Below are 26,385 nucleotides of genomic sequence, written 5' to 3'. Positions count from 1 at the left end.
CCCGGGCCATCCGGAGTTCCAAGATGACGCTACTGTCCGCTGGCGCGAAGTTCCGCGCCGCGCTCGCCGAAGAATCGCCGTTGCAGGTGATCGGCGCGATCAACGCCAATCACGCGCTGCTCGCCAAGCGCGCCGGTTATCGCGCGATCTACTTGTCCGGCGGCGGCGTCGCCGCGGGTTCGCTGGGCCTGCCGGACCTGGGCATCAACACGCTCGAGGACGTGCTGATCGATGTGCGCCGCATCACCGATGTCTGTGACTTGCCGTTGCTGGTCGACATCGACACCGGCTTCGGCCCGAGCGCGTTCAACATCGAGCGCACGGTCAAGTCGCTGATCAAGGCCGGCGCGGCCGGCTGCCATATCGAGGACCAGGTCGGCGCCAAGCGCTGCGGCCACCGCCCGGGCAAGGAAATCGTGTCGGCCGACGAAATGGTCGACCGGGTCAAGGCCGCGGCCGACGCCAAGACCGATCCCGCGTTCTTCCTGATCGCGCGTACCGACGCGATCGCGGTCGACGGCGTCGACGCCGCGATCGAGCGCGCGATCGCCTGCGTCGAGGCCGGCGCCGACGGCATCTTTGCCGAGGCCGCCTACGATCTGCCGACTTACCGCCGCTTCGTCGATGCGGTCAAGGTGCCGGTGCTGGCCAACATCACTGAATTCGGCCAGACCCCGCTGTTCACCCGCGACGAGCTGGCCTCGGCCGGCGTCGCCATCCAGCTGTATCCGCTGTCGGCGTTCCGGGCCATGAACAAGGCCGCCGAGAACGTCTACCAGACGATCCGCCGCGACGGCCACCAGAAGAACGTGGTCGACACGATGCAGACCCGCGAAGAGCTGTACGACCGCATCGGTTACCACGCCTTCGAAGGCAAGCTCGACGCGCTGTTCGCCAAGAAGAACGGTTGAGACTACCGACTCCCTTCTCCCGCGAGCGGGAGGAGTATTTGATTTTCCTTCTCCCGCAAGCGGGAGGGGTATTTGATTTCCCTTCTCCCGCAAGCGGGAGAAGGGGGCCGACAGGCCGGATGAGGGCCAGCGAACTTCCAGCCACGATGTAGCCGGACGTCGCGCGCCCTCACCCTTGCCTCTCCCACGAACGGGAGAGGGGATAGGGAAGAGAAGACCATCTATCTAGAGGAAGGACCATGAGCGATACGCAACAGACCCTGCCCAAGCCCAAGAAATCCGTCGCCCTCAGCGGCACCGCCGCCGGCAATACCGAGCTGTGCACCGTCGGCCGCAGCGGCAACGACCTGCACTACCGCGGCTACGACATCCACGACCTGGCGACCAAGTCGACCTTCGAGGAAGTCTCGCACCTGTTGGTGCACGGCGCGCTGCCGACGGCCTCGCAGCTCAAGGCCTACAAGATCAAGCTCAAGCGCCTGCGCGGGCTGCCGGCGATCGTCACCGACGCGCTGGAACTGGTGCCGGCCAATGCGCACCCGATGGACGTGCTGCGCACCGGTTGTTCGGTGCTCGGCACCGTGCTGCCCGAGCGCGAAGGCCACGTCGCCTCCGAGGCGCGCGACATCGCCGATCGCCTGATCGCCAGCTTCGGCTCGATGCTGCTGTATTGGTGGCACTTCACCCGCAACGGCCGCCGCATCGACTGCGAGACCGACGACGACAGCGTCGCCGCGCACTTCCTGCACCTGCTGCACGGCGAGCCGCCGAGCGCGCTGCATGCCGATGCGCTGGACAAGTCGCTGATCCTGTACGCCGAGCACGAGTTCAACGCCTCGACCTTCACCGCGCGCGTCATCGCCGGCACCGGTTCGGACCTGCATTCGTGCATCACCGGCGCGATCGGCGCGCTGCGCGGCCCGAAGCACGGCGGCGCCAACGAAGTTGCGATGGACATCATCTCGCGCTACGGCGACGCCGATGCGGCCGAGGCCGACATCCGCGCCCGCGTCGAGCGCAAGGAAATCGTGATCGGCTTCGGCCACCCGGTCTATACGGTCGGCGATCCGCGCAACCCGATCATCAAGGAGCTCTCGCGCAGCCTGTGCAAGGACGGCGGCAACCAGACCCTGTTCGACGTCAGCGAGCGCATCGAGAACCTGATGTGGGACCTGAAGAAGATGTTCCCGAACCTGGATTGGTACTCGGCCTCGGCCTATCACATGATGGGCATCCCGACGCCGATGTTCACTCCGCTGTTCGTGATCGCGCGCACCACCGGTTGGAGCGCGCACGTGATCGAGCAGCGCGAGGACGGCAAGATCATCCGCCCGAGCGCGAACTACACCGGCCCGGAAGACCGCGCCTACGTGCCGATCGAGCAGCGCTGAGCGCGCGCCGCCGGCTTCGCGCCGGCGGCATAAACGCAGGACGGCCACGCAAAAGGCCAGGCTTCGTGCCTGGCCTTTTGCGTTTGCGCTCGCGGCGCCCAGCGTAGCGATTGCTGCATACGACTAACGTCGAATAGGACACAGAAACGTCATGGTGCGACATGGCATAGTCCCGGACCAGCCGGGAGGACAACGGCGCGGCCGCGCGCATACGCGCACGGCTTGGGGAGCAGACGCCGCGCCTCCGGCCTCGGACATCCGTCGTGCGACGGGATTCAACACGGGGAACACCATGCGCGACAGCGATATGCCGGTTAAGACCAACGACGGTCGAGACGAAATCCAGAACCGCTCGCGCAAATTGCCGCCGGTCTTGCGTTCGATCCTGCTGATCGTCGACGGCGATCGCAGCGTGCGCCACCTGCGCGATCTGATTGCGAGCCTGCACGGCCCGACCGATGCGTTGGAGCAATTGGAAAGGATGGGGCTGATCGCCTCGTCGGCGGCCGTGGCCGCGACGATGACCGCGCATGCGCCGACGCCCGGCATCGCCTTCGCCGCGGTGGTGCCGCCGCCGGTTTCGCCGGCCGATGCCGCGCAGCGTTACCAGACCTTGTACACCTTGATGACCGAAACCGTGCGCGAGCATCTGGGGCTGCGCGGTTATTTCCTGCAGCTCAAGATCGAGCGCTGTGGCAACAGCGAAGAACTCGCCGAGTTGCTGCCCGACCTCAGTGCCGCCTTGGCCAAGGTGCGCAAGGACAACATCGCCGCCGAGATCGAAGATCGCTTCGCGGCCGGCGTTTGATCGCAGCCTGCATCGGATGCAAAGGGTAGGAGCGGCGCGAGCCGCGACCGCGATCTTTCGATCGATGACGATATCGGCTCGTGCGTATCGCTGCAGACCGCGCGCCGATGCCTTGTTCCTGTGCGTTCTATCTTGAGTTGAGGCCGCACCGCTTCGTCTGTCGCGGCTCGCGCCGCTCCTACCCAAAAGCGATGTCGCCGCTCCTACAAACCCGATGCTGTTGTTGCGTTCGCACTAGAACGACGCATCCATCGATGCGTCGTTCTGCAATGCATGCAGCAGACCTCTTTAGAGCAGGCCTTCGGCCTTCAACGCCGCCTGCACGCCGGCGTCGGCTTCCATGCGGCGCTTGAACGCGGCCAGATGCTCGTAGCCGGACAAGTCGACCTTGACCGAGTCGGCCCAGCGCAGGGTGATGTAGAGATAGGGATCGGCGTAGCTGCGGAAGCCGGCGATCCATTCGCGATCGGCCAGGCGCTGGTCGGCGCTCGCATACAGGCTGCGCAAACGCTCGCGCGCGTGCTGGCGCATCGTATCGGCCTGGGCGGGGTCGGGATGGAACCTGCCGGGCGCGAAGATAGGCAGGAACGCCGGGTGCACGTCGGAGTTCACGAAGGCCAGCCAACGCGCGGCTTCGGCGTGCTGCTGCGCGCTGCCGTCGCCGGTCAGCTGCGCCTGCGGAAAGGTGTCGGCGATGTAGCCCATGATCGCGGCGTTCTGAGTCAGCACGAAGTCGCCGTCGACCACCGCCGGCACTGCGCCGGCCGGATTGATGGCGAGGAAGGCGGGCGCCTTGATCGAGTCCTTGTCCATCACTTCGACTTCGAACGCGCCGCCGGTCCATTGCAGGGCGATATGGTCGGCCGTCGAACACGCACCGGGCTTGCTGTAGAGCTTCATGCTTAACGCCTCCATGGAAAGAAAAAAACAGGTCGGCGACTATCACCGACCTGCTTCGTATCCTCAAGGAGGAGACTGCAACGGAGCGTTACGACATCGGCGCTATGCGGATGCCATGAACGCGGCATCAGCCTTTGCTGATGCTTCAGCCCTTATGAGGCATCAGCCTTTGCTGACGCCTTTGGGCAGCTCGGCCTCGGCGACGACGCGGCGCGGCTTGAGCTTCTGCACCTTGTAGAAGGTGTGATCGCCGATGGTCGCGACCTGATAGGCGTTGCGCCAGGACGGGCTGGCGATCGCGAGGGCGGCGAAGTGGCTCGCGCCCGGCACGATTTCCTTGCGCTGACCGGCCGGCAGGGCCCAGTTGCGTTCGGCGGCCAAGGCGACGTTGACCGACTCGGTCCAGGCCTCGCTGTTGTTCAGACGGGTGCCCGGCGAGACCAGGCTCGGGGCGAACTGCTTGTTGGCGGTGACCACCTGGCAGACCGTCGTGCCCCACAGGCCGCTGTCGCGACGGCGCAGGGCGACCTCGGCGACGGCTTGCTGGCCGCGCAGGGACTGATCGCGGGCTTCCAGGTACACGGTGGTGCTCAAACACAGCGAATCGGCGGTTTGTGGCGGCAATACAGAGGCCAACCACAGGATCCAGGCCAGTTTCATCGTTGACTCCTTGCTCCGTTGCGCTGGCCGCACTCCGTCTTCCATCTCCATGAATCGGGAGATGGCGACAGCGGTGAGGCCGCATGGCGTACTGGGGAGGGCGGCGGCTCTACGGCGCGCTTTGCCCCGTCACCGGGAACCGTGTCTTGTCCGACGCGGGCGGTGTGGGATGCCACCTCTGCAGGGGTGGCGGAAAAGTTGGCGCAAGGTAGCGACGGCTTGCCAAACAAACCCTGAACGACAATTTCTAAGTTTCTAAATTAGTTGGAGTTTTTATTCTGAATAGGGCCTAGACCCTTGGTTTCATTGGGCTTCAGCCCGGCACGAACCGTGCCCGGCCCGTCTCAGTCCTCGTTGAGCCAGCCTGGTCGACGGAGCCGGCAGCGTGGATTTGGCGTCTCCGGGCCCAGGTGGACTCGGGAATCGGCTGGATTCGGGACTGTCCGGCCACTCCGGACCCCAGGGGTGGGAGTGGCGCAAGCTCCGACCACGACACCTGGGGTGCCGCGTGGCCATCAAGGCGAGCGTTCCTGGCCTGCATCGAGCCGGCTGCGGCCGCGAATCGTTACGCCGCAGACATATATATGTATGCCTGCAGCGCTGCGCCGACTCGGCGGCTGCGAGTAGTCATCGCAGCGCAGCCGCAAGCCGGCTGCTGCGTGTCGTCATAAGGCAGCCGCAAGCCGGCTGCTGCATGTCGTTACAAGGCAGCCGCAAGCCGGCTACCTTGGTCGATCGCGCGTTTGGCGTCGAGTTCGGCGGCGACGTCGGCGCCGCCGATTACGTGCACCGGCTTGCCGTTGTCGGCGAGCGCCGCGGCGAGCGGCTTGAACGGTTCCTGGCCGGCGCAGATCACCACCTGGTCGACCGGCAGCAATTGCTCGCTGCCGTCTACGCGGATGCGGAAGCCGTCGTCGTCGACGCCGATGTATTCGACCCCGCCGATCATGCGCACCTGCTTGGCCTTGAGGGTGGCGCGGTGGATCCAGCCGGTGGTCTTGCCGAGCTTCGCGCCGGGCTTGCCCGGGCTGCGCTGCAGCAGCCAGACCTCGCGTGCCGGCGGTTCCGGCCGCGCTTCGACCAGGCCGCCGCGGTTGTCGCCGTAGCTCAGGTCGACGCCCCATTCGGCGCGCCAGCGCGCCGGGTCGAGGCTGACCGAATGACCTTCGTGGACCAGGTACTCGGCGACGTCGAAGCCGATGCCGCCGGCGCCGATGATCGCCACGCGCTTGCCCGGCACTACGTGGCCCTTGAGCACGTCGAGATAGGAACAGACCTTGGGGTGATCGGCGCCGGGGAAATTCACCTGGCGCGGAGCGATGCCGGTGGCCAGCACGACCTCGTCGAAACCGGCCAGCGCGGCCGCGTCGGCGCGCGTGCCCAGGCGCAGCTCGACCCCGGTCTGCTCGATCTTGCCGCCGAAGTAGCGCAGGGTTTCGTGGAACTCTTCCTTGCCGGGAATCTTCTTGGCCAGGTTGAACTGGCCGCCGATTTCGTCGGCGGCGTCGAACAAGGTCACGCGATGGCCGCGTTCGGCCGCGACCGTGGCGCAGGCCAGCCCGGCCGGGCCGGCGCCGACCACGGCGATGCGCTTGGGCGCGCGGGTCGGCAGGTAGTTCAGCTCGGTCTCGGCGCAGGCGCGCGGATTGACCAGGCAGCTGGCGTGCTTGTTCTGGAACACGTGGTCCAGGCAGGCCTGGTTGCAGCCGATGCAGGTGTTGATGTCGGCGCTGCGCTGCGCGCGCGCCTTCGCCACCCAGTGCGAATCGGCGAGCAGCGGCCGCGCCATCGACACCATGTCGGCCTCGCCCGCGGCGAGGATGCGCTCGGCCACGTCGGGCATGTTGATGCGGTTGGTGGTGATCAGCGGCAGGCCGACCTCGGGCTTGAGGCGCGCGGTGATGCCGGTGAAGGCGCCGCGCGGCACCGAGGTGGCGATGGTCGGCACCCGCGCTTCGTGCCAGCCGATGCCGGTGTTGATCAGGGTGGCGCCGGCGGCTTCGATGGCCTTGGCCTGCACCACCACGTCGGCCCAGCTCGAGCCTTCGTCGACCAGGTCGATCATCGACAGGCGGTAGATGATGATGAAGTCCGGCCCGCAGGCCTCGCGGATGCGGCGCACGATCTCGACGCAGAAACGGATGCGCTGGGCGGTGTCGCCGCCCCAGGCGTCCTTGCGCTTGTTGGTGCGCGGCACGGTGAACTGGTTGAGCAGATAGCCTTCCGAGCCCATCACCTCGACGCCGTCGTAGCCGGCTTCGCGGGCGAGCCTGGCGGTGCGCACGAAGGCCTTGATCTGGCGTTCGACGCCGCCGGCCGACAGCGCGCGCGGGGTGAAGGGGTTGATCGGTGCCTTGAGCTTGCTCGGCGCCACCTGCAGCGGGTGATAGCCGTAGCGCCCGGCGTGCAGGATCTGCATGCAGATGCGCCCGCCGTGCTCGTGCACGGCGCGGGTCACCTGGCGGTGCTTGGCGGTTTCCCAGGGCCAGCTGAGCTTGCCGCCGAAGGGCTTGAGCCAGCCGACGATGTTCGGGGCGAAGCCGCCGGTGACGATCAGGCCGACCCCGCCGGCCGCGCGTTCGCCGAAATAGGCCGCCAGCTTGGGGAAGTCGGCGGCCTTGTCTTCCAGGCCGGTATGCATCGAGCCCATCAGCACGCGGTTGGGCAGGGTGCAGAAGCCCAGGTCCAGCGGTGCGAACAGCTGCGGATAGAGCGGATGCGGGGCGGAGTTGCTGGCGGCCGTGGACATGCTGGGCTGGATACGCTGGCGTATGGATTGTGCACGATGCCGGGAAAGCCGTGCTAATTCAAGGTCCCCGTCAAAGCCGCGCGAGGACAGGCACCGAACGCGGCGGATTGCAACGGTTGTCACGGACCGGACCCATCGCCGAACATGCCCGACCTTCCGTAGTCCCGAGTCCATGGACGTCGCCCCAGACCACAGCCTCCAGGATTACCTGCGCGCCGACATCGTCGCCGCCGATCTGCCCGACCTGTAGCCGCTGCTGGGCGCGCGCGATCTGCTGCGCGCGTTCTCCACCTTGTTCCACGGCGGCGAAGAGTCGGTGATGGTGCGGCTGCTGGTGCTGCGCGCCATCGGCGAGCGCGGCCAGGCCCCGGACTGGACGCCGCAGGAGTTGCGCGAACACTTCGGCTACCTCGACCCGGTCAAGTTCGACACCGTGATCGGCCGCCTGCGCGAGAACGACCTGTTGCTGTGGGACGGCGAAACCCAGCGCTACCGGATCAGCCCGGTCGGGCGCCAGGCGCTGGCCTCGATCGGCCTGCTGCTGCAGTTCAACCGCGAAGGCGACGAACTGGCCTACGTCACCGCCCAGATCGCCGCCGGCCAGGCGGTCGGCCGGGTGCGTTCGGACGATCTGCAACATTTGTTGTCGCGCCTCAACGAATTGCGCGAGGACTTCGACCAAGCGGTGCTCAGCGGTTCCGAACACCGCATCCAGCGCGCCGCCGGCACCTTGCAATCGGCCTGGCGCTGGATCGAGAAGGGCACCGAGATCGTCGAGGAGATTTCCTCGGACGTCGAACTCGACAGCCACACCCATCGCGTCGCCCAGCAGATCGGCCGCGCCCAGAGCGCGATGCTGCGCCAGGCCTCGGTGTTCCAGCGCGCGCTGAGCCAGCTCGACCGTCATCGCGTGCACCTGGGCGCGAGCGGTCTGTCGTCCTCGGACGTCAACCGCTATTTGCGCGGGCTCGACATCGAGGCGCTCGCCGCGCATGCCGACGACGTGCTCGCGCGTTCGGCGATTCCGGCCTTCATGCTGGCGCCGATCGCGCTCGACGTCGCCGAGTACGAACTGGTCGAACGCGAACGCGAAGCGCGCGAAGACCAATCCCTGCCGCCGGCGCAGGCCGCGCCCGACACCGACGCTTCGCCAGCCGCGGCCACCGACTTCCAGTTCGCCGAGCGTTGGCTGGACGAGTTGATGTCGCTGACCGGCGATGCTTCCGAATTGATCGACGTGGTGCCGCAGGACAGCTTCTCGATCAGCGCCTATCGCTTGTCCTTGCTCGGCCTGATCGGCGATCCCGGCGCGGAGAACCGCAACGGCGTCAGCGCCTCGATGGCGCGGCTGCCGCTGTCGTGGCGGGTCGAGCCGGAATTCGAAATCGTCGATCGTGCCGGCGTGGCCTACATGAGCCGCGGCCGCCTCGAAGCGGTCAGCGAGGAAATGCGACTGGCCGCGCGCGCGCCGCGCAAACGCGCGGCGAAGCACGAAACCCCCGACGGCGGCGAAGCGTCCCAGGACGAACGCAAGGCCGAGGCCAAACCCAAGCACAAGACCGCCTCCGGGCGCGGCGCCGCGCCCTCGGGCAAGCGCGCCAAAGCGACCAAGGACACCGCAGACACCCGATGAACGATCCCATCGCCTCTTTGATCGCGCGCCTGATCGCCGAGCGTTGGCTGCCGCGCGACGACGCAGCGGTCCGCGAACTGCTGACCGACGCCGAACAGCGCAACGACCTCGACCGCCGCCTCGCCGCGGCCGGCCTGCGCCTGCTCGAACATCCTTACGCCGCCAACATCGCCGTGGGCATCGCCCGTCCGCAGGAATCGGCGGTGTTCGGCAGCGCCAAGGCCTGGTCCTCGACCAATCTGCAACTCGACCGCGACGCCGTCGCGCTGTTGGTGGTGTTGTGGGCGCTGTTGGTGCTGCCCAAGCGTCAGCGCCAGATCGCGCGCCAACAGGCCGACCGCGATCAGGACCAGGAGCAGATGTTCGCCGAGCTCAAGCCGATTCCGGTCGGCGCCGAAGTGGTCGAACCGATCAACGAGCGCACCTTGCTCGCCGACTTCGGCGAGAAGCTCGGCGGCAAGACCCGCATCCAGTTCAACCTGGGTTCGCTGGCCCGGCAGGGGTTCATCGTCCGCCGCAAGGAGCGTATCCATGAGGGGCCGTTGCTGGATTTGGCACTGGATTACGAACGCATCGCCGGCCGGGTCATGAACGGTGCCTTGTCTTTCGTCGTCGCCGAAGCGCGCCACTACAGCGCCGAGAGCGCCGAACCCGAAGGCGAGAGCGCGGCCGAAGCCGAGGCCGATGCGGCCTTGCTGGCCGACATCGAGGCCGGCATCTATTCCGACCTCGATACCTATGCCGAGGCGAACGCCGAATACGAATCCGCGATGGCGCCAGACGCCGACGCTGCGGAACCGTTGCCGGAGGTCGCGACGGATGAAGCCGATGGCGTCGATGCAGATGCAGATGCAGATGCCGATGCCGATGCGGATGCAGAGGCTGCCGCAAGCGACGAAGCGGCCGACGCAGTCGACAGCGACGACGAAGCGGCTACTTCCACCGAACTGAAGCACGACGAGGAGGCCGCGGCCGATGTTTGAATTCCGCTCGCTCGAAGTCGTGCACTGGGACTATTGGCAGCGCTTCCAACTGCCGCTGGATGCGTCCATCGTCACCGTGGTCGGCCCCAACGGTTCGGGCAAGACCACCTTGCTCGATGCGCTGCGCACCCTGCTCGCGATCGAGGATCGCGACACTGCGCGCGACTACAAGACTTATCTGCGCCACAACGGCAAGCCGTATGCCTGGTTGCGCGCGGTGGTCAGCAATCGCCCCGACCGGCGCGGCGGCCGGCCGTTCTTCCCGATCAAGGACGACGTGGTCACCCTGGCCTGCCGCATCCGCAAGCGCGGCGGCGACTGGAGCCGCGACTACCAGATCGTCGCCGGCGACACGCCGGTGGAGACCCTGGAGCAAGGCGGCGAATGGCTGGGCGTGCGCGACTACCGCGTGCGTCTGGCCGGTGCCGGCCTGACCCGCGCGATCTGCCGCGTGTTGACCCTCGAACAGGGCGCGACCGACAAGCTTTGCCAGTACTCGCCGCGCGAACTGCTGCAGCTGATCTTCGACGTGTTCGAAGACAAGGCCGTGCTCGATGACTACCAGCGCGCCCGCACCGAGCAGTTCGACGTCGAGAAGGAACTGCAGCAGCTCGGCCAGGACCTGGCCGGCCTGCATCTGCGCCTGGAATCGGCCAAGGCCGACGTGCGTTCGTTCGAGGAAGGCAACGCCCTGCGCAATCAGCGCCAGCGCCTGGAAAGCGAAATCGCGCCGAAGGTCGAACTGGCCGATCAGCGCGCCGTGATCGACGGCGCCAAGCCGCGCCTGACCGGTCTGCGCCGCGCTTTGCGCGAACGCGAGCGGGTGCTGGAAGAGATGCGCGCGCAGGACGCCGTCGCCGCGACCGGCCGCGACGTGCTGCAGGAAGCGATGCGCGAAGCGCGCCGCCAGGTGACGGCCAGCGAACAGGCCTTCACCCAGGCCCGCGATGCCGCGCGCGACGCCGAGATGCTGGTCAAGCGTCGCGATGAGCTGGCCAAGCTGCAGGCGCAGCGCGGCGCTATCGACGTCGAAGCGCTTAGCGCCAGCGTCGAGAGCGGCCGTCGCCGCCAAGCCGAACTCAAGCTCGAAGCCGAGCGCGACCGCAAGCGCAGCGGCGAGATTTCCGCGCAGATCGCCGCCCTCAGCGGCGGCGGCCGCGTCGTCGAGCCGTTCGAGCGAGATTTCCGCGCCGGCCTCGACCAGGCCGGCATCAAGCACCATGTGCTGACCGAACTGGTCGAGATCACCGACCCGCAATGGTCGGTCGCGATCGAGGCCGTACTCGCGCCGTACCGGCATCTGCTGGTGCTGGAGAACCCCAAGGACGCCCGCGTCGCCTGGAAGCTCGGCGAAAGCCAGCAGTACCGCCACTTCATCGTCGCCGAACGCGCGCCGGTGCCGAAGGCCGGCGCCGGCACCTTGCTCGAAGTCGTGCGCTTCTCGGCCGATCCGCCGGCGTGGTTGCCGCGCCAGCTCGACCGCATCCGCCGCGTCACCGACATCGAACACGGCTCGCGCCTGCCGGCCGGGCAGGACTGGATCACCCAGAAGGGCTATCTGCGCGAAAGCCGCGGCGGCCGCCATATCGGCGGCACCCAACACCACTTCGGCACCGGCGCACGCCAGTCGCACCTGGCCGAGTTGCGCGCCGAACTCGCCGCGATCACCCAGCGCACCCAGGCGCGCGAAGCCGAGCTGCAGGAACTGAGCCAGCGCGTCGACGCCGAGCAATCGCGCCTGATGGGGCTCGACGCCGCGCAGGAACTGGTCACCCGTGCGGCCGAATTCGCCGATGCGCAAGCGCGGCTGCCCGGTCTGGCCGAAGCGGCCGCCGAAGCCGCCGCAGCACTGGCGCAAGCGCGCGCCAAGATCGACGAAGCCGCCGAGCAGGACAAGGCCGAAGGCATCGCCGCGGCCAAGCGTCAGGGCCAGATCGACGCGCTCGCCCGCGAGCTGCGCGAACGCGCGCAACAGATCAACGGCGAACGCCAGAGCCTGATCCAGCGCATCCTCGACTACCGCCGCAAGCGCGCGATGATGCCGGAGGCCTGGCGCAGCGCCGTCGCGCTCGCCGCCGCCCGCGAGGAATACGAAAGCGCTTCGGCGGTGCGTCGCGAGATCGAGCGCATGGACGACCGTCTCGCCCGCGGCGGTTTCGTCGACGACGAGTCCTGCATCCCGCTGCGCGACAAGATCGCCGCCGATCACGGCGAACTGGAGAACTCCATCGGCCGTCGCGAATCGCATCTGGAACGCGCCAAGCGCCTGACCCAGGAAGCACGCGGCGCCTACATCAACGTCTTGCGCGCCACCGTGCGCCGCTACAAGAAGAACCTCGCCGCGCTCGGCGAGCTCGCCGGCATCGGCGTCGACGCCGACATGCCCGAACTGGCCAACGACGACGTCGCTCTGGCCCAGGCCGGCCTGTCGGTGCGCTTCGATTTCGACCGTAAGGGCTGGATCGGCCTCGACGACGGCGAAGCCTCGGGCGGACAGCAGGTGATGAAGTCCTTGTTGCTGTTGGTGGCTTTGTTGCGCGACGAAGACCAGCCGGGCGGCTTCGTCTTCATCGACGAACCCTTCGCCCACTTGGACGTGTTCAACATCGAGAAAGTCGGGCGCTTCCTGCGCGCCACCGATGCGCAGTACATCCTGACCACGCCGATCACCCATAACCTCAACGTGTTCGAGCCCTCGGACCTGGTGTTGGCGACCAGCAAGCGTCGCGGCGGTAATCCTTGGGCCGAAGCCGTGGCCGTGCTCAAGCGCAAGCTCGAAGACAAGGCGGCGTAATCGCGAGGCGGCGTGCCGCCTCGTTCCGTTACACCTCTCACCAGTTCCTGCAGTTCCCTCCTTTGACAAAGGGGGGCAGGGGAATTTGCTTTCGCTCTTGCTACAGCCAAAGCCCAAAGCAAATCCCCCCGCTCTGCGAACGTCAGTCAGCAACGAAGCCCGCGCCGGGCGCTCGCCCCCTCTGCAAAGGGGGCAGAAGTTTGTGCGCCCGCTGAGCCTCAATGGGGAGAAACGGTTCGCACGCCCACGAATCCTCGGTTGACCGCTAACACGCTCCGCCTTTGTGCATCAGGTGGAACGATAAATCCCACGGATTCCGGGCTGGACCCGATTGACTCCCGCCGCGCCGGCCTTACTCTATGCACACCCAAAACCGCAGTCGCACCGCATCCATGAAGTCGTTCCCGCTACTGATATCGCTGCAAGCCCAGCGCGAGAGCGCGGGCCGGGTGCGCCTGCCTCCTGTGGTCTTCGGTTCCGGGTCGATGTAATCGACCGATCGAAGCCACACCAGAACAGAGCACCCGCAAGGGTGCTTTTTTATTGCCCGCTGTTTTTCGCCGGACCGGACCGAACCGGTTCCCGCGTCGGATTCCCTTCACCGCAATACCCGGAAAACCAAGGAGAACGTGCCATGAATTCCACGGCCGAAACTCAAACCTAGCCGCGCGCCCCGTAGCCAACAGGGACGCGCGGCCTCCCGTGTTGGCAACAAGGCAAGCATTCTCATGAACACCACGCTTCGTAGCGTTTCCACCCCCTCCCGCTGGCGCAACCTCGGCATCATCGCCCACGTCGACGCTGGCAAGACCACGCTGACCGAACGTCTGTTGTGGAAAACCGGCGCCATCCATCGCGTCGGCGAAGTCCACGACGGCGCCGCGACCACCGACTACACCGAGATCGAGCAACGCCGCGGCATCACCATCGGCGCGGCCGCGGTGCAGACCTTCTGGACGCCGCAGGACCAGGCCGAACACCGGCTGACGATCATCGACACCCCGGGCCATATCGATTTCGCGATCGAAGTGGAGCGTTCCCTGCGCGTGCTCGACGGTGCGGTCGCCGTGTTCAGTGCGGTGGACGGCGTGCAGCCGCAATCGGAAACCGTATGGCGCCAGGCGCGCCGTCACGGCGTGCCGCTGGTCGCGTTCGTCAACAAGATGGACCGCGTCGGCGCGTCGTTCGATCTCGTGCTCGCGCAGATGCGCGATAAGCTCGACGCGACGCCGTGGCCGATCGGTTGGCCGCTCGGCGCGGAAAGCGAATTGCGCGGTTGGGTCGATCTCGTCGATCGTAGCGTGGTGCTGTGGGACGACGCCGGTGCGAGCCTGCGGCGCGCCTGGAGCGACGATGAGGACGCCGAGTACGCGCCGCTGCGTAACCGCCTGGTCGAACAAGTCGCCGACCACGACGACGAACTCGCCGAGGCTTTCCTCGATGCGCGCGCCATCGATGCCGCGCTGCTCAAGGCGGCGTTGCGACGCGCCACTCTGAAAGGCGCGGGCACGCCGGTGCTGGCCGGCTCGGCGTTCAAGAACAAGGGCGTGGAAACGCTGTTGGACGCGATCGTCGATTACCTGCCGTCGCCGCTGGACCGTCCTGCGGTCCAGGCCGAAAGCGAAGTCGGCGAGGTGACCCTCGCTGCCGACGCGGCCGGCCCCCTGAGCGGTCTGTTGTTCAAGATCGTGCACCAGGAGCACGGCGCGCTGTCGTTCATCCGTTTGTACTCCGGCACCTTGCGGGTCGGCGACACGGTGTGGGCCTCGGGCCGTGGGCGCGCGCAACGCGTCGGCCGTCTGCAGGTCGTGCAGGCCAATCGCGGCCAGGACGTCGAGGTGGCCTATGCCGGTGAAATCGTCGCGGTGGCGGGTTGGAAGGACGCGGTCAGCGGCGAAAGCCTGAGTGGCGTCGAGCGCAAGCTGGTGCTGGATTCGATCCAGGCCCAGCCGGCGGTGTTGTCGTGGCGTCTGACGGCCGGCAAGGCCAGCGACCTGATCCGTCTCGGACAGGGCCTGGCGAGCCTGGCCCAGGAGGACCCGTCGTTCCGCGTCGGCACGGATGCCGAGACCGGCGAAACGCTGGTGTGGGGCATGGGCGAGCTGCATCTCGACGTCATGGTCGAGCGCCTGCGCCAGGAGTGGAGCGTCGAGGTGCGCACCGGTTCGCCGCGCGTGGCCTATCAGGAAACACCGAGCAAGCCGGTGGCGGGCGTGGAAGGCAAGCTGTCGAAGCAGAACGGCGGTTCCGGCCAGTTCGCGCGCGTGGTGATCGATGTGACGCCGCGCAGCGACGGTCAGTTCGAGTTCGTCGACCGCACCAGCGGCGGCGTGGTGCCGAGAAACTTCGTCGCCGCGACCGAGAAAGGCCTGCGTGCGGCGCTGGCGGAAGGCCCTCGCGGTTACCCGGTGGTCGGCCTCAGCGTGAGCCTGGTCGACGGCGAGACGCATGCGGTGGATTCGTCGGAACTCGCGTTCCAGCGCGCCGCCTCGGATGCGCTGAAGACGGCGTTGGCCTTGGCCGGCACGACCTTGCTCGAACCGGTGATGGCGCTGGTAGTCGATACGCCGGCGGGCAACGTCGGCGACGTGGTCGGCGACCTGCAGCGGCGTTCCGGACGCGTGTTGTCGATCGAGGACAAGGGCAGTCGCACCGACGTCACCGCGCGCGCGCCGCTGGCGCAGTTGTCGGGCTATACGACCACCTTGCGTTCGTTGACGCAGGGCCGGGCCTCGGCCTCGATGGTGTTCGACAGCTACGAAGAAGCGCGCAGCGCGCCTAAGGCGGCGTGAGTCGTAAGCGATATAGAGGAAAGGAAAGGGGCCGGCATGCCGGCCCCGACAGACTTCAGAGTCATGCCTCGGTGATGCAGGAACGCTCCCTCACCACCCGGCCAATACCACCTTGCCGATCGTCGTACCCGACTCGAGACGCCGATGCGCTTCGCGCAAGGTCTGGGCATCGATCTTGCCCAAGGTTTCGGTGTGCGTGCCCTTAAGTTCGCCGGCATCGATCAGTTCGGCGACGCGGTCGAGCAAGCGGCCTTGTTCGATCATGTCGGCGGTGCGGAAGCGCGGGCGCGCGAACATCATTTCCCAGTGGATGCCGATGCACTTGGCCTTGTACGGGTCGCCGATCTTCAAGGCGCCGCTCGGTTCGACGATCAGACCGACGTGGCCCTGCGGCGCCAGCAGCTCGCCGAGCACGTCCCAGTAGCGATCGGTGTCGGCCAGGTTCAGCGCGGCATCGACCTGTTCGATGCCGAGCGCCTGCAGCTGCGGCGCCAGCGGTTGACGATGGTCGACCACCTCGTCGGCGCCCATGCGCCTGCACCACTCGACCGTTTTGGCACGCGAGGCGGTGGCGACGACGTGGAAGCCGGCGCGCTTGGCGATCTGGATCGCGATCGAGCCCACCCCGCCGGCGCCGGCGATGATCAGCAAGCTCTTGCCGCGGCCGCCGTGCTCGCTGTCGTAGGGCATGCGCTGGAACAACAACTCCCAGGCGGTGATCGCGGTCAACGGCAGGGCCGCGGCTTCGGCCGCGCTCAGCGACTTCGGTGCCGCGCCGACGATGCGTTCGTCGACCAGATGCAACTCGCTGTTGGTGCCGGGACGGGTGATGTCGCCGGCGTAGTAGACGCGGTCGCCGACCTTGAAACGAGTGACGGCTTCGCCGACGGCCTCGACCACGCCGGCGGCGTCGTAGCCGAGCACGCGTGGCTGTGCTTCGACCTGCGGCTTCGGCGAGCGCAGCTTGGTGTCGACCGGGTTGACCGAGACGGCCTCGACCCGCACCAGCAGGTCGTGGCCGCTTGCGTTCGGCGCGGGCAGTTCGACGTCGAGCAGCGACTGCGGATCGTCGATGGGCAGGTAGCGGGTCAGGGCGACGGCTTTCATGAGGACTCCAGGACAGGACGAAACGAGACGAGGGGGGAGGGAGAGTGGGTTCAGACCGGTGCCGGATTACGTTCGGCGAATTGTCCGTTCCAATACGGGTAGTAAGGGTAGGGCGGCGTGACGGCGCTGGCTGCGTCGAGTTTCGCGATCTGCGCCGGATCGAGGTTCCAGCCGATCGCGCCGAGGTTCTGCCGCAGTTGCTCCTCGTTGCGCGCGCCGATCAGCACGGTCGATACGGTCGGCCGCTGCAGCAGCCAGTTCAGGGCGATCTGCGGCACGCTCTTGCCGGTCTCGGCGGCGATCTCGTCGAGCGCATCGACCACGCGGTACAAACGCTCCGGGTCGACCGGCGGGGCGAAGCCGGCGGTATCGTGCAGGCGGCTGCCTTCGGGCAGCGGCTGGCCGCGGCGGATCTTGCCGGTCAGGCGGCCCCAGCCGAGCGGGCTCCACACCACCGCACCGACGCCCTGGTCCTGGCCCAGCGGCATCAGCTCCCATTCGTAGTCGCGGCCGATCAGCGAGTAATAGGTCTGGTTGGCGACGAAGCGCGAGTAGCCGTAGCGGTCCGCAGCGGCCTGCGATTTCATCAGCTGCCAGCCGGAGAAGTTCGACGCGCCGATGTAGCGCACCTTGCCGGCGCGGACCAGATCGTCGAGCGTCGACATCACCTCTTCGACCGGCGTCATCGCATCGAAGTGATGCAGTTGCAGCAGGTCGATGTAGTCGGTATCCAGGCGCTTGAGCGCCTTGTCGGTGGCGCGCAACAAATGGTGACGCGAGGCGCCGACGTCGTTCGGGCCGTCGCCGGCGCGCAGGGTCAGCTTGGTCGACAACACGACTTCGTCGCGGCGGCCCTTGATCGCGGCGCCGAGTATCGATTCGGAGGCGCCGTCGGAATAGACGTCGGCGGTGTCGAAGAAGTTGACCCCGGCATCGAGGCTCAGGTCGACCAGGCGGCGTGCCTGGTCGGTGTCGGTATTGCCCCAGGCGCTGAACAGCGGGCCTTTGCCGCCGAAGGTGCCGGCGCCGAAGCCGAGTGCGGAGACCTTGAAGCCGGAGCGGCCGAGTGTGCGGTAATCCATGGTGGTGTCCTCGTGGGTAAGGGGAATCAGCGGCCGAACAGCAGGGCTTCGTCGATGGCTGCGGCCATCGCGCGGTAGCCGGCGTCGCCGGGATGCAGGTGGTCGCCGGAGTCGTAGGCCGGCAGGAAACGCGCGGGGTGCTGCGGGTCGCGGACGACCGCATCGAAATCGACCACTGCGTCGAACTCGCCGCTGCTGCGGATCCATTCGTTCACCGCCTGGCGCACGCGGTCTTTGTCGCGGTCGTAATAGTTGTGGATCGGCGAACCTTCGAGTGCGCCTTCGAACGGCGTCAGCGTCGCGCCGACGATGCGCAGCGATTGCGTGCGGGCGCGGGCGATCAGTTGCCGGTAGCCGGCGATCAGGCGTTCGGCGGTGATCGCCTCGCGCTGGGGTTCGAAGCTGCTGCCGGGCCAGGCGATGTCGTTGATGCCCAGCAAGACGATCGCGGCATCGGCCTTGCGCCCGAGCACGTCGCGCTCGAAACGGGCGAGGGCGCTGACGCCCATGCCGTCGTTGAGCAACTGGCCGCCGGAGATGCCGGCATTGAGCACGGCGACGTCGCGTTGCGCCAGGCGCGCGGCGAGAACGTCGGGCCAACGCTGGTTGCGGTTCGGGGTCGAGCCGGCGCCGTCGGTGATCGAATCGCCCAGCGCGATCACGCTGCGGGTCGGGCGTGGTGCATCGACGATCACGCCGCTGAGCAAGGGACGGGTCTGCAGCACTTGCCCTTTCGCCAGGGTGACGTCGGCGACACGGTTGCCGGCGACGAGGTAGGCGTCCTGGCGGCCTTCCCAATGGAAGGTCTTGAGCGGCGTGGTCTGCGGCAGGTACAGGCTGACCGCGACCTCGCCGAGCGCGGCGATCTCCAGTTCGACCGGATCGCTGAGCACGGGGGCGCCAGGCGGGATCGTCACCGACGGCTGGCCGCCGAAGCTCAGGGCGCGGTCGCTGCCGGTTTCGATGCCGGCGCCGCCGGTGCTGCGGGCGATATGCGCCGCGCCGATGGTCACCGGGCGGTCGCCGTAGGCGTTCGACAGCTCGATGCGGACCCGCGTGCCGCCGACGCTGACCCGGGCGACCTGGCGCAGGGTCTGGTCGCGCAGCTCGGCCGGGGCGCCGTTGGGCAGGACGAAATCGGCGTCCCAGGTCGGCTGCGGGCTGGCGGCCCAGGTGGCGACCGAGCGGCCGGTCTCGGCGGCCTGGGTGGGGGCGATGAAAGCGACCGCCAACAAAGCGGCGGTCAGGGGCTTGAACAGGAAAGTCTTCATGGCTTTGGGTTCGGTAGGCGTCGCGGATTCGACGAGGTTCAAATTAGGTTCTTCCGAATCGGGCCGGTAGAAGGCAAAATCGCATATAGCCCATTCCATATCGGAATGACCCTTCAAAGCGACCGCGAGGCTCCCGTGGACACCCTCCGCTCCATGCAGACCTTCGTGCGCGCGGTCGAACTCGGCAGCCTGTCGGCGGTCGCGCGCGAACAGCACACGACCCAGCCGACGGTCAGCAAGATCGTCGCCGCGCTCGAACAAGACCTCGGTGTGCGTTTGTTGCAGCGGAGCACCACCCACCTCGCCCCGACCGAGCAAGGCCGGCGTTTCTACGAACGCGCGCGGCGGGTGCTCGAGGAATACGGCGAGGCGGTCGCCGACGCGCGCGGCTTCACCGAGACCCCGGCCGGCCTGCTGCGGGTCAGCGCGCCGGTCAGCATCGGCGTGCTGCGCATGAACCGCCTGGTGCAGGAGTTCCTCGCCCTGTACCCGCAAATCGAGATCGAGCTGATCCTCAACGACCGTTTCGTCGATCTGGTCGAAGAGGGCATGGACGTCGCCTTGCGCCTCGGTGCGACCTTGCCGCCGAACGTGGTCGCGCGTCGCGTCGCGGTATCGCCGCGTGGTTTGGTCGCATCGGCCGACTATCTGCGCACCCATCCCAGGATCGAGCGGCCCGAGGACGTCCTGGCGCACAACTACCTGAGCTTCGCCTGGGCCAGCGAGCACTACGAGCTGCACGGCCCCGATAGCGAGACGGTCAAGCTCAGCGCCAACGGCCGCTACCGCATCAACAATTCGCTCGGCATCCGCGAAAGTTTTCTGATCGGCAGCGGCCTGGGGCTGGCGCCGGCCTGGCTGGTGCAGGACCTGATCGACAGCGGCGAGCTGGCCTGGGTGTTGCCGCAATGGAAAGCCTCGCCGCACGAAGCCTTCCTGTTGTATCCGTCGCGGCGTTACCAGCCGCTGCGCACGCGTGCGTTCCTGCAGTTCCTCAGCGAACGCCTGACGCAGTCGCCGGGGTTCTTCGCGGTGGAGTGAGGGCTGCGGAATCGCGCATTCTCCACCGTCATCCCCGCGAAGGCGGGGATGACGAGCAAAAGCAAAAGCACGCATACGTTCCAGTCCGCGCGCAAAGCCAGCCACTCAACCCGCCGCGCACGCGGCAACCGCGTCGTCGCTTTCCTTGCCCACGGCCATCGCCGTCGGCTTGGGCGCATCCAACCGCGCCGCCCACACCGCCAACACCAGGCCCGATACCGTCACCAAGGCCGCGACCCAGGTCACCGCACCGAGGCCAGGGCCGTATTCGATCACCGCGCCGCCGAGCCAGGCGCCGAGCGCGTTGCCGAGGTTGAAGGCGCCGATGTTGAGGCTGGACGCCAGGTTCTGCCCGGCCGGATCGGTCTTCTGCAGCACCCACAACTGCAGCGGCGACACCGTCGCGAACGCGGCCACGCCGAGCAGGCCGACGAAGGCGATCGCGGCGATCTGGTTGTGCAGGGCGAAGGTCATCAGGCCGAGCACCGCCGCCAGCGCGATCAAGGTCGAGATCAAGGCCGGGGCGAGGCGTTTGTCGGCCAGGCGTCCGCCGAGGATGTTGCCGAGGATCATGCCGACGCCGAACACCAACAGGATCGGCGACACCGCGGCCTCGCCGAACCCGCTGATGCGGGTCAGGATCGGCTGGATGAAGGTGTAGACGGTAAACACGCCGGCGAAACCGAGCACCGTCATCGCCAGGCCGAGCAGCACCTGCGGATGCACGACCGCTTTCACTTCCTTGCGCAGCGCGACGGGTTCGGGTGCCTTCTTGTCTTTCGGCACCAGGGTCGCGATGACGACGGTCGCGATCAGGCCGATCACGGTCACGGCCCAGAACGTCGAGCGCCAACCGTGGTGCAGGCCGAGCCAGGCGCCGGCCGGCACGCCAAGCAGGGTGGCGACGGTCAGGCCGGTGAACATGATCGAGATCGCCGAGGCTTTCTTGTCGGCCGGCACCAGGCCGGTCGCGACCACCGCGCCTACGCCGAAGAAGGTGCCGTGGGCGAGCGAGGTGATCACCCGCGCGATCATCAGCACGGTGTAGTTCGGCGCGATCGCACAGACGATGTTGCCGATGGTGAAGATCACCATCAGCGCGACCAGCACCGCCTTGCGCGGCATGCGCCCGGTGGCGATGGTCAGCACCGGCGCGCCGACGAACACGCCCAGGGCGTAGCCGGAGATCAGCAGCCCGGCCGCGGCCAGGCCGACCTGCAGGTCGGCGGCGACCTGCAGCAGCAGGCCCATGATCACGAACTCGGTGGTGCCGATGCCGAAGGCGCCGACGGTCAGCGCGTACAGCGCGACCGGCAGGCCGCGGCGGGCGGCAGGCGTAGCGGGGGAGGAAGCGTGCATGGCGGCGTGTCCGCGGAAACGATGCGGCAGCCTAGGCCGTTGCATCTTGTGGAAAAACGCCCAAGATGACGAATCACTATCAACGATTCGTTGAGAATGCCATGGACCGCGTCGCCGACCTCAGCCTGTTCCTGCGCGTGCTCGACCTCGGCTCGATCAGCGCCGCTGCCCGCAGCCTCGACCTGTCGGTCGCGGTCGCCAGCCAACGCCTGAAGCGGCTCGAACGCGACCTGGGCGTGCGCCTGCTGCACCGGACCACCCGGCAACTGCACGCCACCGCCGAGGGCACGGCTTTGGCCGAACGCGGCCGCGCCGTGATCGAAGAGCTCGAAGCACTGACCGCCGACCTGCGCCAGGCCGGCAGCGAACCGAGCGGCACCCTGCGCGTGACCACCTCGGCCTCGTTCGGGCGCATGTACATCTCGCCGTTGCTGCCGGAGTTTCAGCGTCGTTATCCGGCGGTGCGGCTCAGCGTCAACCTCAACGACGAGCGCCTGGACCTGATCGGTTCCGGCATGGACCTGGCGATCCGGATCGGCCCGCTCGACGACTCCAGCCTGGTCGCGCGCAAGCTCGCCGACAACCGCCGCGTGTTGGCCTGTTCGCCCGACTACCTGCGGCGTCGCGTCGCCCCGCGCGTACCGCAAGACCTGGCCGACCACGAATGCCTGCTGCTGGTCGGCGCGCAAGGGCGCATGGAGTACTGGAGTCTGCTCGACCGCGACGGCCATGCCTCCAGCATGCGCGTCAACGGCCACCTCGAAAGCAACTTCGGCGAAGTCCTGCGCGACGCGGCGATCGCCGGACTCGGCATCGCCCACTTCTCGGTCTGGCACGTGCACGAGGATCTGCGTAGCGGGCGATTGGTGCGCGTGTTGCCCGATTACACCTTGCCCGACACCGCGATCAGCGCAGTGATGCCGCAACGTCGCTTCGTGCCGACGCGGGTGCGCGTGTTCGTGGATTTTCTCGCCGAGTGGTTCGGCGAGGTGCCGCCTTGGGAGCGGGGTGGTTGAGGGGGCGATTCAAGGGGGCGTCTTCGCTTGGCCGAAAAATCCAGGGCGCGGCTCCTGCCTTGAGGGTTGCAGGCGGCATCGGCGCGAGATCGAGACACCGTGGTCGCGACTTGCGTCGCTCCTACCCCCAAGTCCGCGGCGTTGCGAAGCAGTAGCTGTAGCCGCTGTCGTTGCCGTTGCTATGGCTGTTGCTGTTGCTGTTGCTGTGCGCCGATTCGCACTAGCGAAGGCTAAAGAAGACCCGGAGGGCGGCCCGCATGGATGCGGGCCGTTTTTCATCGGGACAGGGATGTCCCGTATGAAAAATCCCCGCGGATGCATCGCGCGTGCGGGCCTGTGATTCAAAAGAAAGCATTTTTCTTTGGTTACCTTTCTTTTATTGCTTATGACAAAAGAAAGTAACCCGCCGCTTTAGTGGCGGAAGCTTTAGGCGTTTGATCTTGTTTCTTTAGAGGCTTGAGCAAGAGCAGAGCTTCCGTCCGCTGACGCGGCCGGGTTACTTTCTTTTGCTGGCCCAAAAGAAAGCTAACCAAAGAAAAGGCCTTCCTTGCAAGGGCACAGGCCACGAGTGCGATGCCTGCGCCGGGATTTTTCGATAAGACGTCCCTGTCTTATCGAAAAACGGCGCACGTCCTGTGCGCCGCCCTACGGGTCTACTGTTGACCGGCAAAGCGGCAAAGCGGCAAAGCAGATCAAAATCACGTCAACGTCAACGTCAACGTCAACGTCAACCGACTCATCCCTCAATCGAACGCAAACGCATCCAATGCCAACGACCCCATCTCATGCGAACGATGGATCGTGCGCACCCTCGGTTCGTCGCCGGCCGCGCCCATCGCCACGAACAGCGGCATCAGGTGTTCGACGGTCGGATGCGCATGACGCGCGTGCGGGGCCTGTTCCTGCCAGTCGAGCAGGGCGGCGTGGTCGCCGCTGGCGAGCTTGTCGTGCATCCAGGCGCTGAACTCGGCCGCCCACGGCGGCATCGGTGCATCGCGGTGGCGCCAATCCAGGTCGCCGAGGTTGTGCACGAAACCGCCCGAGCCGATCACCAGCACGCCTTCGTCGCGCAACAGCGACAAGGCGCGGCCGACGGCGTAGTGCTCGGCGGCGGTGCCATGGGGCATCACCGACAGCGGCACTACCGGGATGTCGGCCTGCGGGTACATGCGTCGCAACGGCACCCACACGCCATGGTCGAGGCCGTGGTGATCGCGCAGCTTGGCCGGAAGGCCGGCAACGACCAGGCGATCGAACACTTCCTCGGCCAGGTCCGGCGAGCCGGCGGCGGGGTAGTGGATCTGGTACAGCGGCTCGGGGAAGCCGCCGAAGTCGTGCACGGTGTGCGGGCGCACGTGGCCGCCGACCATCGGCCGGTCGGTCATGAAATGCGCCGAGGCGATCACGATCGCGCGCGGCCACGGCAGTTGCTGGCCGAGGTCGTCGAGAAAACGCCCGGCGGGCGTGTCCTCGATCGCCAGCATCGGCGAGCCATGGGAAAGGAACAGCGTCGGCAGGCGGGTCGGGATGTCCATGGCCCCAGGGTGATCCCGCTTGCGCTGTTTTCCAAGTTGGCCCGCTGCGCCTGATCGTTCTGCCGCTGTGCGCAATGCCCGGAATGAGGCTGCATTGTTGAGGACGCTTGCGCGAGGCAAGGGCGTGCGCCACAGAACCGTAAGCGTGACAGGCGGGAGGTCGACCCCGCCGCGTCGCCCGGGTCTGGCAAAATAGCGGGCTCACTCACCCGCAGGCCCCTTGCACATGAGCCACTTCGATATCCGTTCGACCGTCCGTCCCGACCCCGACAAGCCGATGGTGGACATCGCCGACTACGTCGCCGATTACAAGATCGATTCGAAAGAGGCTTACGACACCGCCCGCTACATGCTGCTGGACTCGCTGGCCTGCGCGGCGCTGGCGATGGACCACAAGGAATGCCTGAAGCACCTCGGCCCGCTGGTGCCGGGCGCCGAGATGAAGGGCGGCGCGCGCGTGCCCTACACCGGCTACGAGCTCGACCCGGTCCAGGCCGCCTACAACATCGGCGTGCAGATCCGCTGGCTCGACTTCAACGACACCTGGCTCGCCGCCGAATGGGGCCACCCCTCCGATAACCTCGGCGCCATCCTCGGCGTCGCCGACTACCTGGGCCGCAAGGCCGAGGCCGAAGGCGGCAAGGCCATGACCGTGCGCGACGTGCTCGGCCACGCCATCAAGGCCCACGAGATCCAGGGCGGCTACGCGATCAAGAACTCGTTCAACCGCGTCGGCCTGGACCACGTGATCCTGGTCCGCCTGGCCTCCACCGCCGTCACCACCCAGATGTTCGGCGGCAACAAGGAAGCGATCGTCACCGCGGTCTCGCACTCGTGGATCGACAACGGCGTGCTGCGCACCTACCGCCACGCCCCGAACACCGGCCCGCGCAAGAGCTGGGCCGCCGGCGACGCCTGCCGTCGCGCCGTCACTCACGCCCTCAACGCCGTCAAGGGCGTGGTCGGCTACCCGAGCGCGCTGTCGGTCAAGACCTGGGGCTTCTACGACATCGCCTTCAAGGGCAAGCAGTTCGAGTTCGAGCGTCCGTTCGGCAGCTACGTGATGGAGAACGTGCTGTTCAAGATCAGCTTCCCGGCCGAATTCCATGCCCAGACCGCGGTCGAGTGCGCGATGAAGCTGCACGAGCAGGTCAAGGACAAGCTGGACCAGATCGAGCGCATCGAGCTGGAGACCCAGGAAGCCGGCGTGCGCATCATCGACAAGACCGGCCCGCTGGCCAACTACGCCGACCGCGACCACTGCCTGCAGTACATGGTCGCCGTGCCGCTGATCTTCGGCCGCCTGACCGCCGACGACTATGTCGACGCCATCGCCGCCGACCCGCGCATCGACGCCCTGCGCGACAAGATGACGGTCAAGGAGAACGAGCAGTTCACCAAGGACTACTTCGACCCCGACAAGCGCTATATCGGCAACTCGGTGCAGGTGTTCTTCAAGGACGGCAGCTCGACCGACAAGGTCTCGATCGACTACCCGATCGGCCACCGCAAGCGCCGCGCCGAGGGCATCCCGGTGCTGATGGCCAAGTTCGAGGCCGCCGTGCGCGCCAAGCTGCCGGCCGCCCAGGCCGACCGCCTGCTGGCCCTGGCCAACAACCCGGCCGAGCTGGAAGCGCTGCCGGTGACCGAGTTCATGAGTCTGTTCGCCCAGCCGGCCCGTTAATCAACACCCTAGATGTGCACAACCATCGTTTGGATTCGGTACGCCCAAACTGAATGGACCGCGACCCGGTTCCATAATTCATGGAACTTGGTCGAATGTTAGACGGTTGTTAACACCGCTTTCACGTTGGCAAACCTACTCTGCGCGGGATGGCGTCATCAGGCGGCCGTCCTGAACGGTAGAAACCTCGCAGACGCGGTTTCCATATTTTTGAACCAAGGAGCTACAAGATGAATAAGAAACTCCTCTGCGCCGCCCTGCTGGGTGGCCTGAGCCTTGCCCAGGTCGCCAGCGCGCAGGACTTCGACGATCGTTGGTACCTGACCGGCGCTGCCGGCATGAACATCCAGGACAACGATCGCGGTACCCGCAACGCTCCGTTCGGTGCGATCGGCCTCGGCAAGTTCCTCAACAAGAACTGGTCGCTCGATGGTGAGCTGAACTACCAGAACCCGAAGTTCGACGCCAACCAGGACGCCAACTGGAGCCAGTACGGCATCTCGCTGGACCTGCGTCGCCACTTCGTCACCGACGGCCGCAACTGGAACCCCTACCTGCTGATGGGCCTGGGCTACCAGCGTTCGGAAGAGGAATACCTGATCCCGTCGGTGCTCTCGCCGGCTGACCGCAAGGACGGCAACTTCGCCGCCAAGGTCGGCGTCGGTATCC

General features: G+C 66.9%; 18 protein-coding genes and 1 pseudogene. 11 read left to right on the top strand and 8 right to left on the bottom strand.

Features of this window, described 5'->3' with window-relative positions; all coding sequences use genetic code 11:
* The first annotated feature begins 23 nt into the window (after window positions 1–23).
* From prpB to GLA29479_RS14785, 3 genes are all read left to right on the top strand, one after another.
* Window positions 24–911, top strand: coding sequence for a methylisocitrate lyase (gene prpB / locus GLA29479_RS14795; RefSeq protein ID WP_057918882.1), 888 nt, complete (start codon window positions 24–26; stop codon window positions 909–911).
* A 239-nt stretch (window positions 912–1,150) separates the two neighbouring features.
* The gene (gene prpC / locus GLA29479_RS14790) at window positions 1,151–2,302 is read left to right on the top strand and encodes a bifunctional 2-methylcitrate synthase/citrate synthase (protein ID WP_057972057.1); all 1,152 of its coding nucleotides are present in this window, start codon (window positions 1,151–1,153) and stop codon (window positions 2,300–2,302) included.
* Window positions 2,303–2,594: 292 nt separating this feature from the next.
* Window positions 2,595–3,110, top strand: a complete 516-nt coding sequence (locus tag GLA29479_RS14785) for a hypothetical protein (RefSeq protein ID WP_057918880.1) — start codon at window positions 2,595–2,597, stop codon at window positions 3,108–3,110.
* 288 nt (window positions 3,111–3,398) lie between these two features.
* Here GLA29479_RS14785 and GLA29479_RS14780 read toward each other — a convergent pair whose 3' ends face one another.
* The 3 genes from GLA29479_RS14780 to GLA29479_RS14770 all read right to left on the bottom strand — a co-directional run bounded on the left by GLA29479_RS14780 (window position 3,399) and on the right by GLA29479_RS14770 (window position 7,419).
* Complete coding sequence (locus tag GLA29479_RS14780) at window positions 3,399–4,010, bottom strand: glutathione S-transferase N-terminal domain-containing protein (protein WP_057972056.1); 612 nt, start codon at window positions 4,008–4,010, stop codon at window positions 3,399–3,401.
* 162 nt (window positions 4,011–4,172) lie between these two features.
* Entirely contained in the window at window positions 4,173–4,670 is a 498-nt protein-coding gene (locus GLA29479_RS14775; protein ID WP_051885222.1) for a cell wall hydrolase, read from the bottom strand.
* Between the two features lie 700 nt (window positions 4,671–5,370).
* Window positions 5,371–7,419: an NADPH-dependent 2,4-dienoyl-CoA reductase gene (locus tag GLA29479_RS14770; RefSeq protein ID WP_057972055.1), complete on the bottom strand. Its 2,049-nt coding sequence runs from the start codon at window positions 7,417–7,419 to the stop codon at window positions 5,371–5,373.
* A 319-nt stretch (window positions 7,420–7,738) separates the two neighbouring features.
* Here GLA29479_RS14770 and GLA29479_RS14765 point away from each other — a divergent pair, with 319 nt between their 5' ends.
* The 4 genes from GLA29479_RS14765 (at window position 7,739) to fusA (ending at window position 15,621) form a co-directional block, all read left to right on the top strand.
* Window positions 7,739–9,052, top strand: a complete 1,314-nt coding sequence (locus GLA29479_RS14765; protein ID WP_144436535.1) for a hypothetical protein — start codon at window positions 7,739–7,741, stop codon at window positions 9,050–9,052.
* A complete protein-coding gene (locus GLA29479_RS14760) occupies window positions 9,049–10,035 on the top strand; it encodes a hypothetical protein (RefSeq protein WP_144436534.1) in 987 nt (328 codons plus the stop codon). Before GLA29479_RS14765 ends, GLA29479_RS14760 begins: the two co-directional genes overlap by 4 nt.
* On the top strand, window positions 10,028–12,829 hold the full coding sequence (locus GLA29479_RS14755; RefSeq protein ID WP_057972053.1) for an AAA family ATPase: 2,802 nt from the start codon (window positions 10,028–10,030) through the stop codon (window positions 12,827–12,829). The genes GLA29479_RS14760 and GLA29479_RS14755 overlap by 8 nt, the downstream gene beginning before the upstream one ends.
* 728 nt (window positions 12,830–13,557) lie before the next feature.
* Complete coding sequence (gene fusA / locus GLA29479_RS14750) at window positions 13,558–15,621, top strand: elongation factor G (RefSeq protein WP_057972052.1); 2,064 nt, start codon at window positions 13,558–13,560, stop codon at window positions 15,619–15,621.
* A 90-nt stretch (window positions 15,622–15,711) separates the two neighbouring features.
* On the opposite strand, the gene GLA29479_RS14745 is transcribed toward fusA, so the two are convergent.
* The 3 genes from GLA29479_RS14745 to GLA29479_RS14735 are packed head-to-tail and all read right to left on the bottom strand — an operon-like array spanning window position 15,712 to window position 19,081.
* On the bottom strand, window positions 15,712–16,728 hold the full coding sequence (locus GLA29479_RS14745; RefSeq protein WP_057972051.1) for a zinc-binding alcohol dehydrogenase family protein: 1,017 nt from the start codon (window positions 16,726–16,728) through the stop codon (window positions 15,712–15,714).
* A gap of 50 nt (window positions 16,729–16,778) precedes the next feature.
* Complete coding sequence (locus GLA29479_RS14740; protein WP_057918873.1) at window positions 16,779–17,810, bottom strand: aldo/keto reductase; 1,032 nt, start codon at window positions 17,808–17,810, stop codon at window positions 16,779–16,781.
* A 26-nt stretch (window positions 17,811–17,836) separates the two neighbouring features.
* Window positions 17,837–19,081: an SGNH/GDSL hydrolase family protein gene (locus GLA29479_RS14735; RefSeq protein WP_057972050.1), complete on the bottom strand. Its 1,245-nt coding sequence runs from the start codon at window positions 19,079–19,081 to the stop codon at window positions 17,837–17,839.
* A gap of 135 nt (window positions 19,082–19,216) precedes the next feature.
* Between GLA29479_RS14735 and GLA29479_RS14730 the strand changes: the two genes are divergently transcribed.
* Window positions 19,217–20,122 (top strand): LysR family transcriptional regulator, encoded by a 906-nt coding sequence (locus tag GLA29479_RS14730; RefSeq protein WP_057973211.1) that lies wholly within the window; start codon window positions 19,217–19,219, stop codon window positions 20,120–20,122.
* 105 nt (window positions 20,123–20,227) lie between these two features.
* Here the strand turns inward: GLA29479_RS14730 and GLA29479_RS14725 are convergent, their stop codons facing one another.
* Entirely contained in the window at window positions 20,228–21,481 is a 1,254-nt protein-coding gene (locus GLA29479_RS14725) for an MFS transporter (protein WP_057972049.1), read from the bottom strand.
* A 101-nt stretch (window positions 21,482–21,582) separates the two neighbouring features.
* Between GLA29479_RS14725 and GLA29479_RS14720 the strand changes: the two genes are divergently transcribed.
* On the top strand, window positions 21,583–22,497 hold the full coding sequence (locus GLA29479_RS14720) for a LysR family transcriptional regulator (RefSeq protein ID WP_057972048.1): 915 nt from the start codon (window positions 21,583–21,585) through the stop codon (window positions 22,495–22,497).
* A gap of 743 nt (window positions 22,498–23,240) precedes the next feature.
* Here the strand turns inward: GLA29479_RS14720 and GLA29479_RS14715 are convergent.
* Entirely contained in the window at window positions 23,241–24,032 is a 792-nt protein-coding gene (locus GLA29479_RS14715; RefSeq protein ID WP_057918869.1) for a DODA-type extradiol aromatic ring-opening family dioxygenase, read from the bottom strand.
* A gap of 226 nt (window positions 24,033–24,258) precedes the next feature.
* On the opposite strand from GLA29479_RS14715, the gene GLA29479_RS14710 reads away from it, so the two are divergent.
* Together GLA29479_RS14710 and GLA29479_RS14705 are read left to right on the top strand one after the other, a co-directional pair.
* Window positions 24,259–25,716: a bifunctional 2-methylcitrate dehydratase/aconitate hydratase gene (locus tag GLA29479_RS14710; protein WP_057918868.1), complete on the top strand. Its 1,458-nt coding sequence runs from the start codon at window positions 24,259–24,261 to the stop codon at window positions 25,714–25,716.
* A 230-nt stretch (window positions 25,717–25,946) separates the two neighbouring features.
* Window positions 25,947–26,384, top strand: a pseudogene (locus tag GLA29479_RS14705) (outer membrane beta-barrel protein); the annotation flags it as partial.
* Between the last annotated feature and the right edge of the window lies 1 nt (window position 26,385).

Origin of the sequence: Lysobacter antibioticus (genome assembly GCF_001442535.1) — a bacterium.
Lineage (GTDB): Bacteria > Pseudomonadota > Gammaproteobacteria > Xanthomonadales > Xanthomonadaceae > Lysobacter > Lysobacter antibioticus.
This window is presented reverse-complemented; position numbering and strand designations above follow the sequence as displayed.

What these genes read in the sequence shown, in the direction of transcription:
- GLA29479_RS14780 (WP_057972056.1), bottom strand. Translation starts at nt 4,010, where the DNA reads ATGAAGCTCTACAGCAAGCCCGGTGCGTGTTCGACGGCCGACCATATC.
- GLA29479_RS14735 (WP_057972050.1), bottom strand. Translation starts at nt 19,081, where the DNA reads ATGAAGACTTTCCTGTTCAAGCCCCTGACCGCCGCTTTGTTGGCGGTC.
- GLA29479_RS14720 (WP_057972048.1), top strand. Translation starts at nt 21,583, where the DNA reads ATGGACCGCGTCGCCGACCTCAGCCTGTTCCTGCGCGTGCTCGACCTC.
- GLA29479_RS14765 (WP_144436535.1), top strand. Translation starts at nt 7,739, where the DNA reads ATGGTGCGGCTGCTGGTGCTGCGCGCCATCGGCGAGCGCGGCCAGGCC.
- GLA29479_RS14775 (WP_051885222.1), bottom strand. Translation starts at nt 4,670, where the DNA reads ATGAAACTGGCCTGGATCCTGTGGTTGGCCTCTGTATTGCCGCCACAA.
- GLA29479_RS14745 (WP_057972051.1), bottom strand. Translation starts at nt 16,728, where the DNA reads ATGAAAGCCGTCGCCCTGACCCGCTACCTGCCCATCGACGATCCGCAG.
- GLA29479_RS14785 (WP_057918880.1), top strand. Translation starts at nt 2,595, where the DNA reads ATGCGCGACAGCGATATGCCGGTTAAGACCAACGACGGTCGAGACGAA.
- fusA (WP_057972052.1), top strand. Translation starts at nt 13,558, where the DNA reads ATGAACACCACGCTTCGTAGCGTTTCCACCCCCTCCCGCTGGCGCAAC.
- prpB (WP_057918882.1), top strand. Translation starts at nt 24, where the DNA reads ATGACGCTACTGTCCGCTGGCGCGAAGTTCCGCGCCGCGCTCGCCGAA.
- GLA29479_RS14740 (WP_057918873.1), bottom strand. Translation starts at nt 17,810, where the DNA reads ATGGATTACCGCACACTCGGCCGCTCCGGCTTCAAGGTCTCCGCACTC.
- GLA29479_RS14710 (WP_057918868.1), top strand. Translation starts at nt 24,259, where the DNA reads ATGAGCCACTTCGATATCCGTTCGACCGTCCGTCCCGACCCCGACAAG.
- GLA29479_RS14760 (WP_144436534.1), top strand. Translation starts at nt 9,049, where the DNA reads ATGAACGATCCCATCGCCTCTTTGATCGCGCGCCTGATCGCCGAGCGT.
- prpC (WP_057972057.1), top strand. Translation starts at nt 1,151, where the DNA reads ATGAGCGATACGCAACAGACCCTGCCCAAGCCCAAGAAATCCGTCGCC.
- GLA29479_RS14755 (WP_057972053.1), top strand. Translation starts at nt 10,028, where the DNA reads ATGTTTGAATTCCGCTCGCTCGAAGTCGTGCACTGGGACTATTGGCAG.
- GLA29479_RS14715 (WP_057918869.1), bottom strand. Translation starts at nt 24,032, where the DNA reads ATGGACATCCCGACCCGCCTGCCGACGCTGTTCCTTTCCCATGGCTCG.
- GLA29479_RS14770 (WP_057972055.1), bottom strand. Translation starts at nt 7,419, where the DNA reads ATGTCCACGGCCGCCAGCAACTCCGCCCCGCATCCGCTCTATCCGCAG.
- GLA29479_RS14725 (WP_057972049.1), bottom strand. Translation starts at nt 21,481, where the DNA reads ATGCACGCTTCCTCCCCCGCTACGCCTGCCGCCCGCCGCGGCCTGCCG.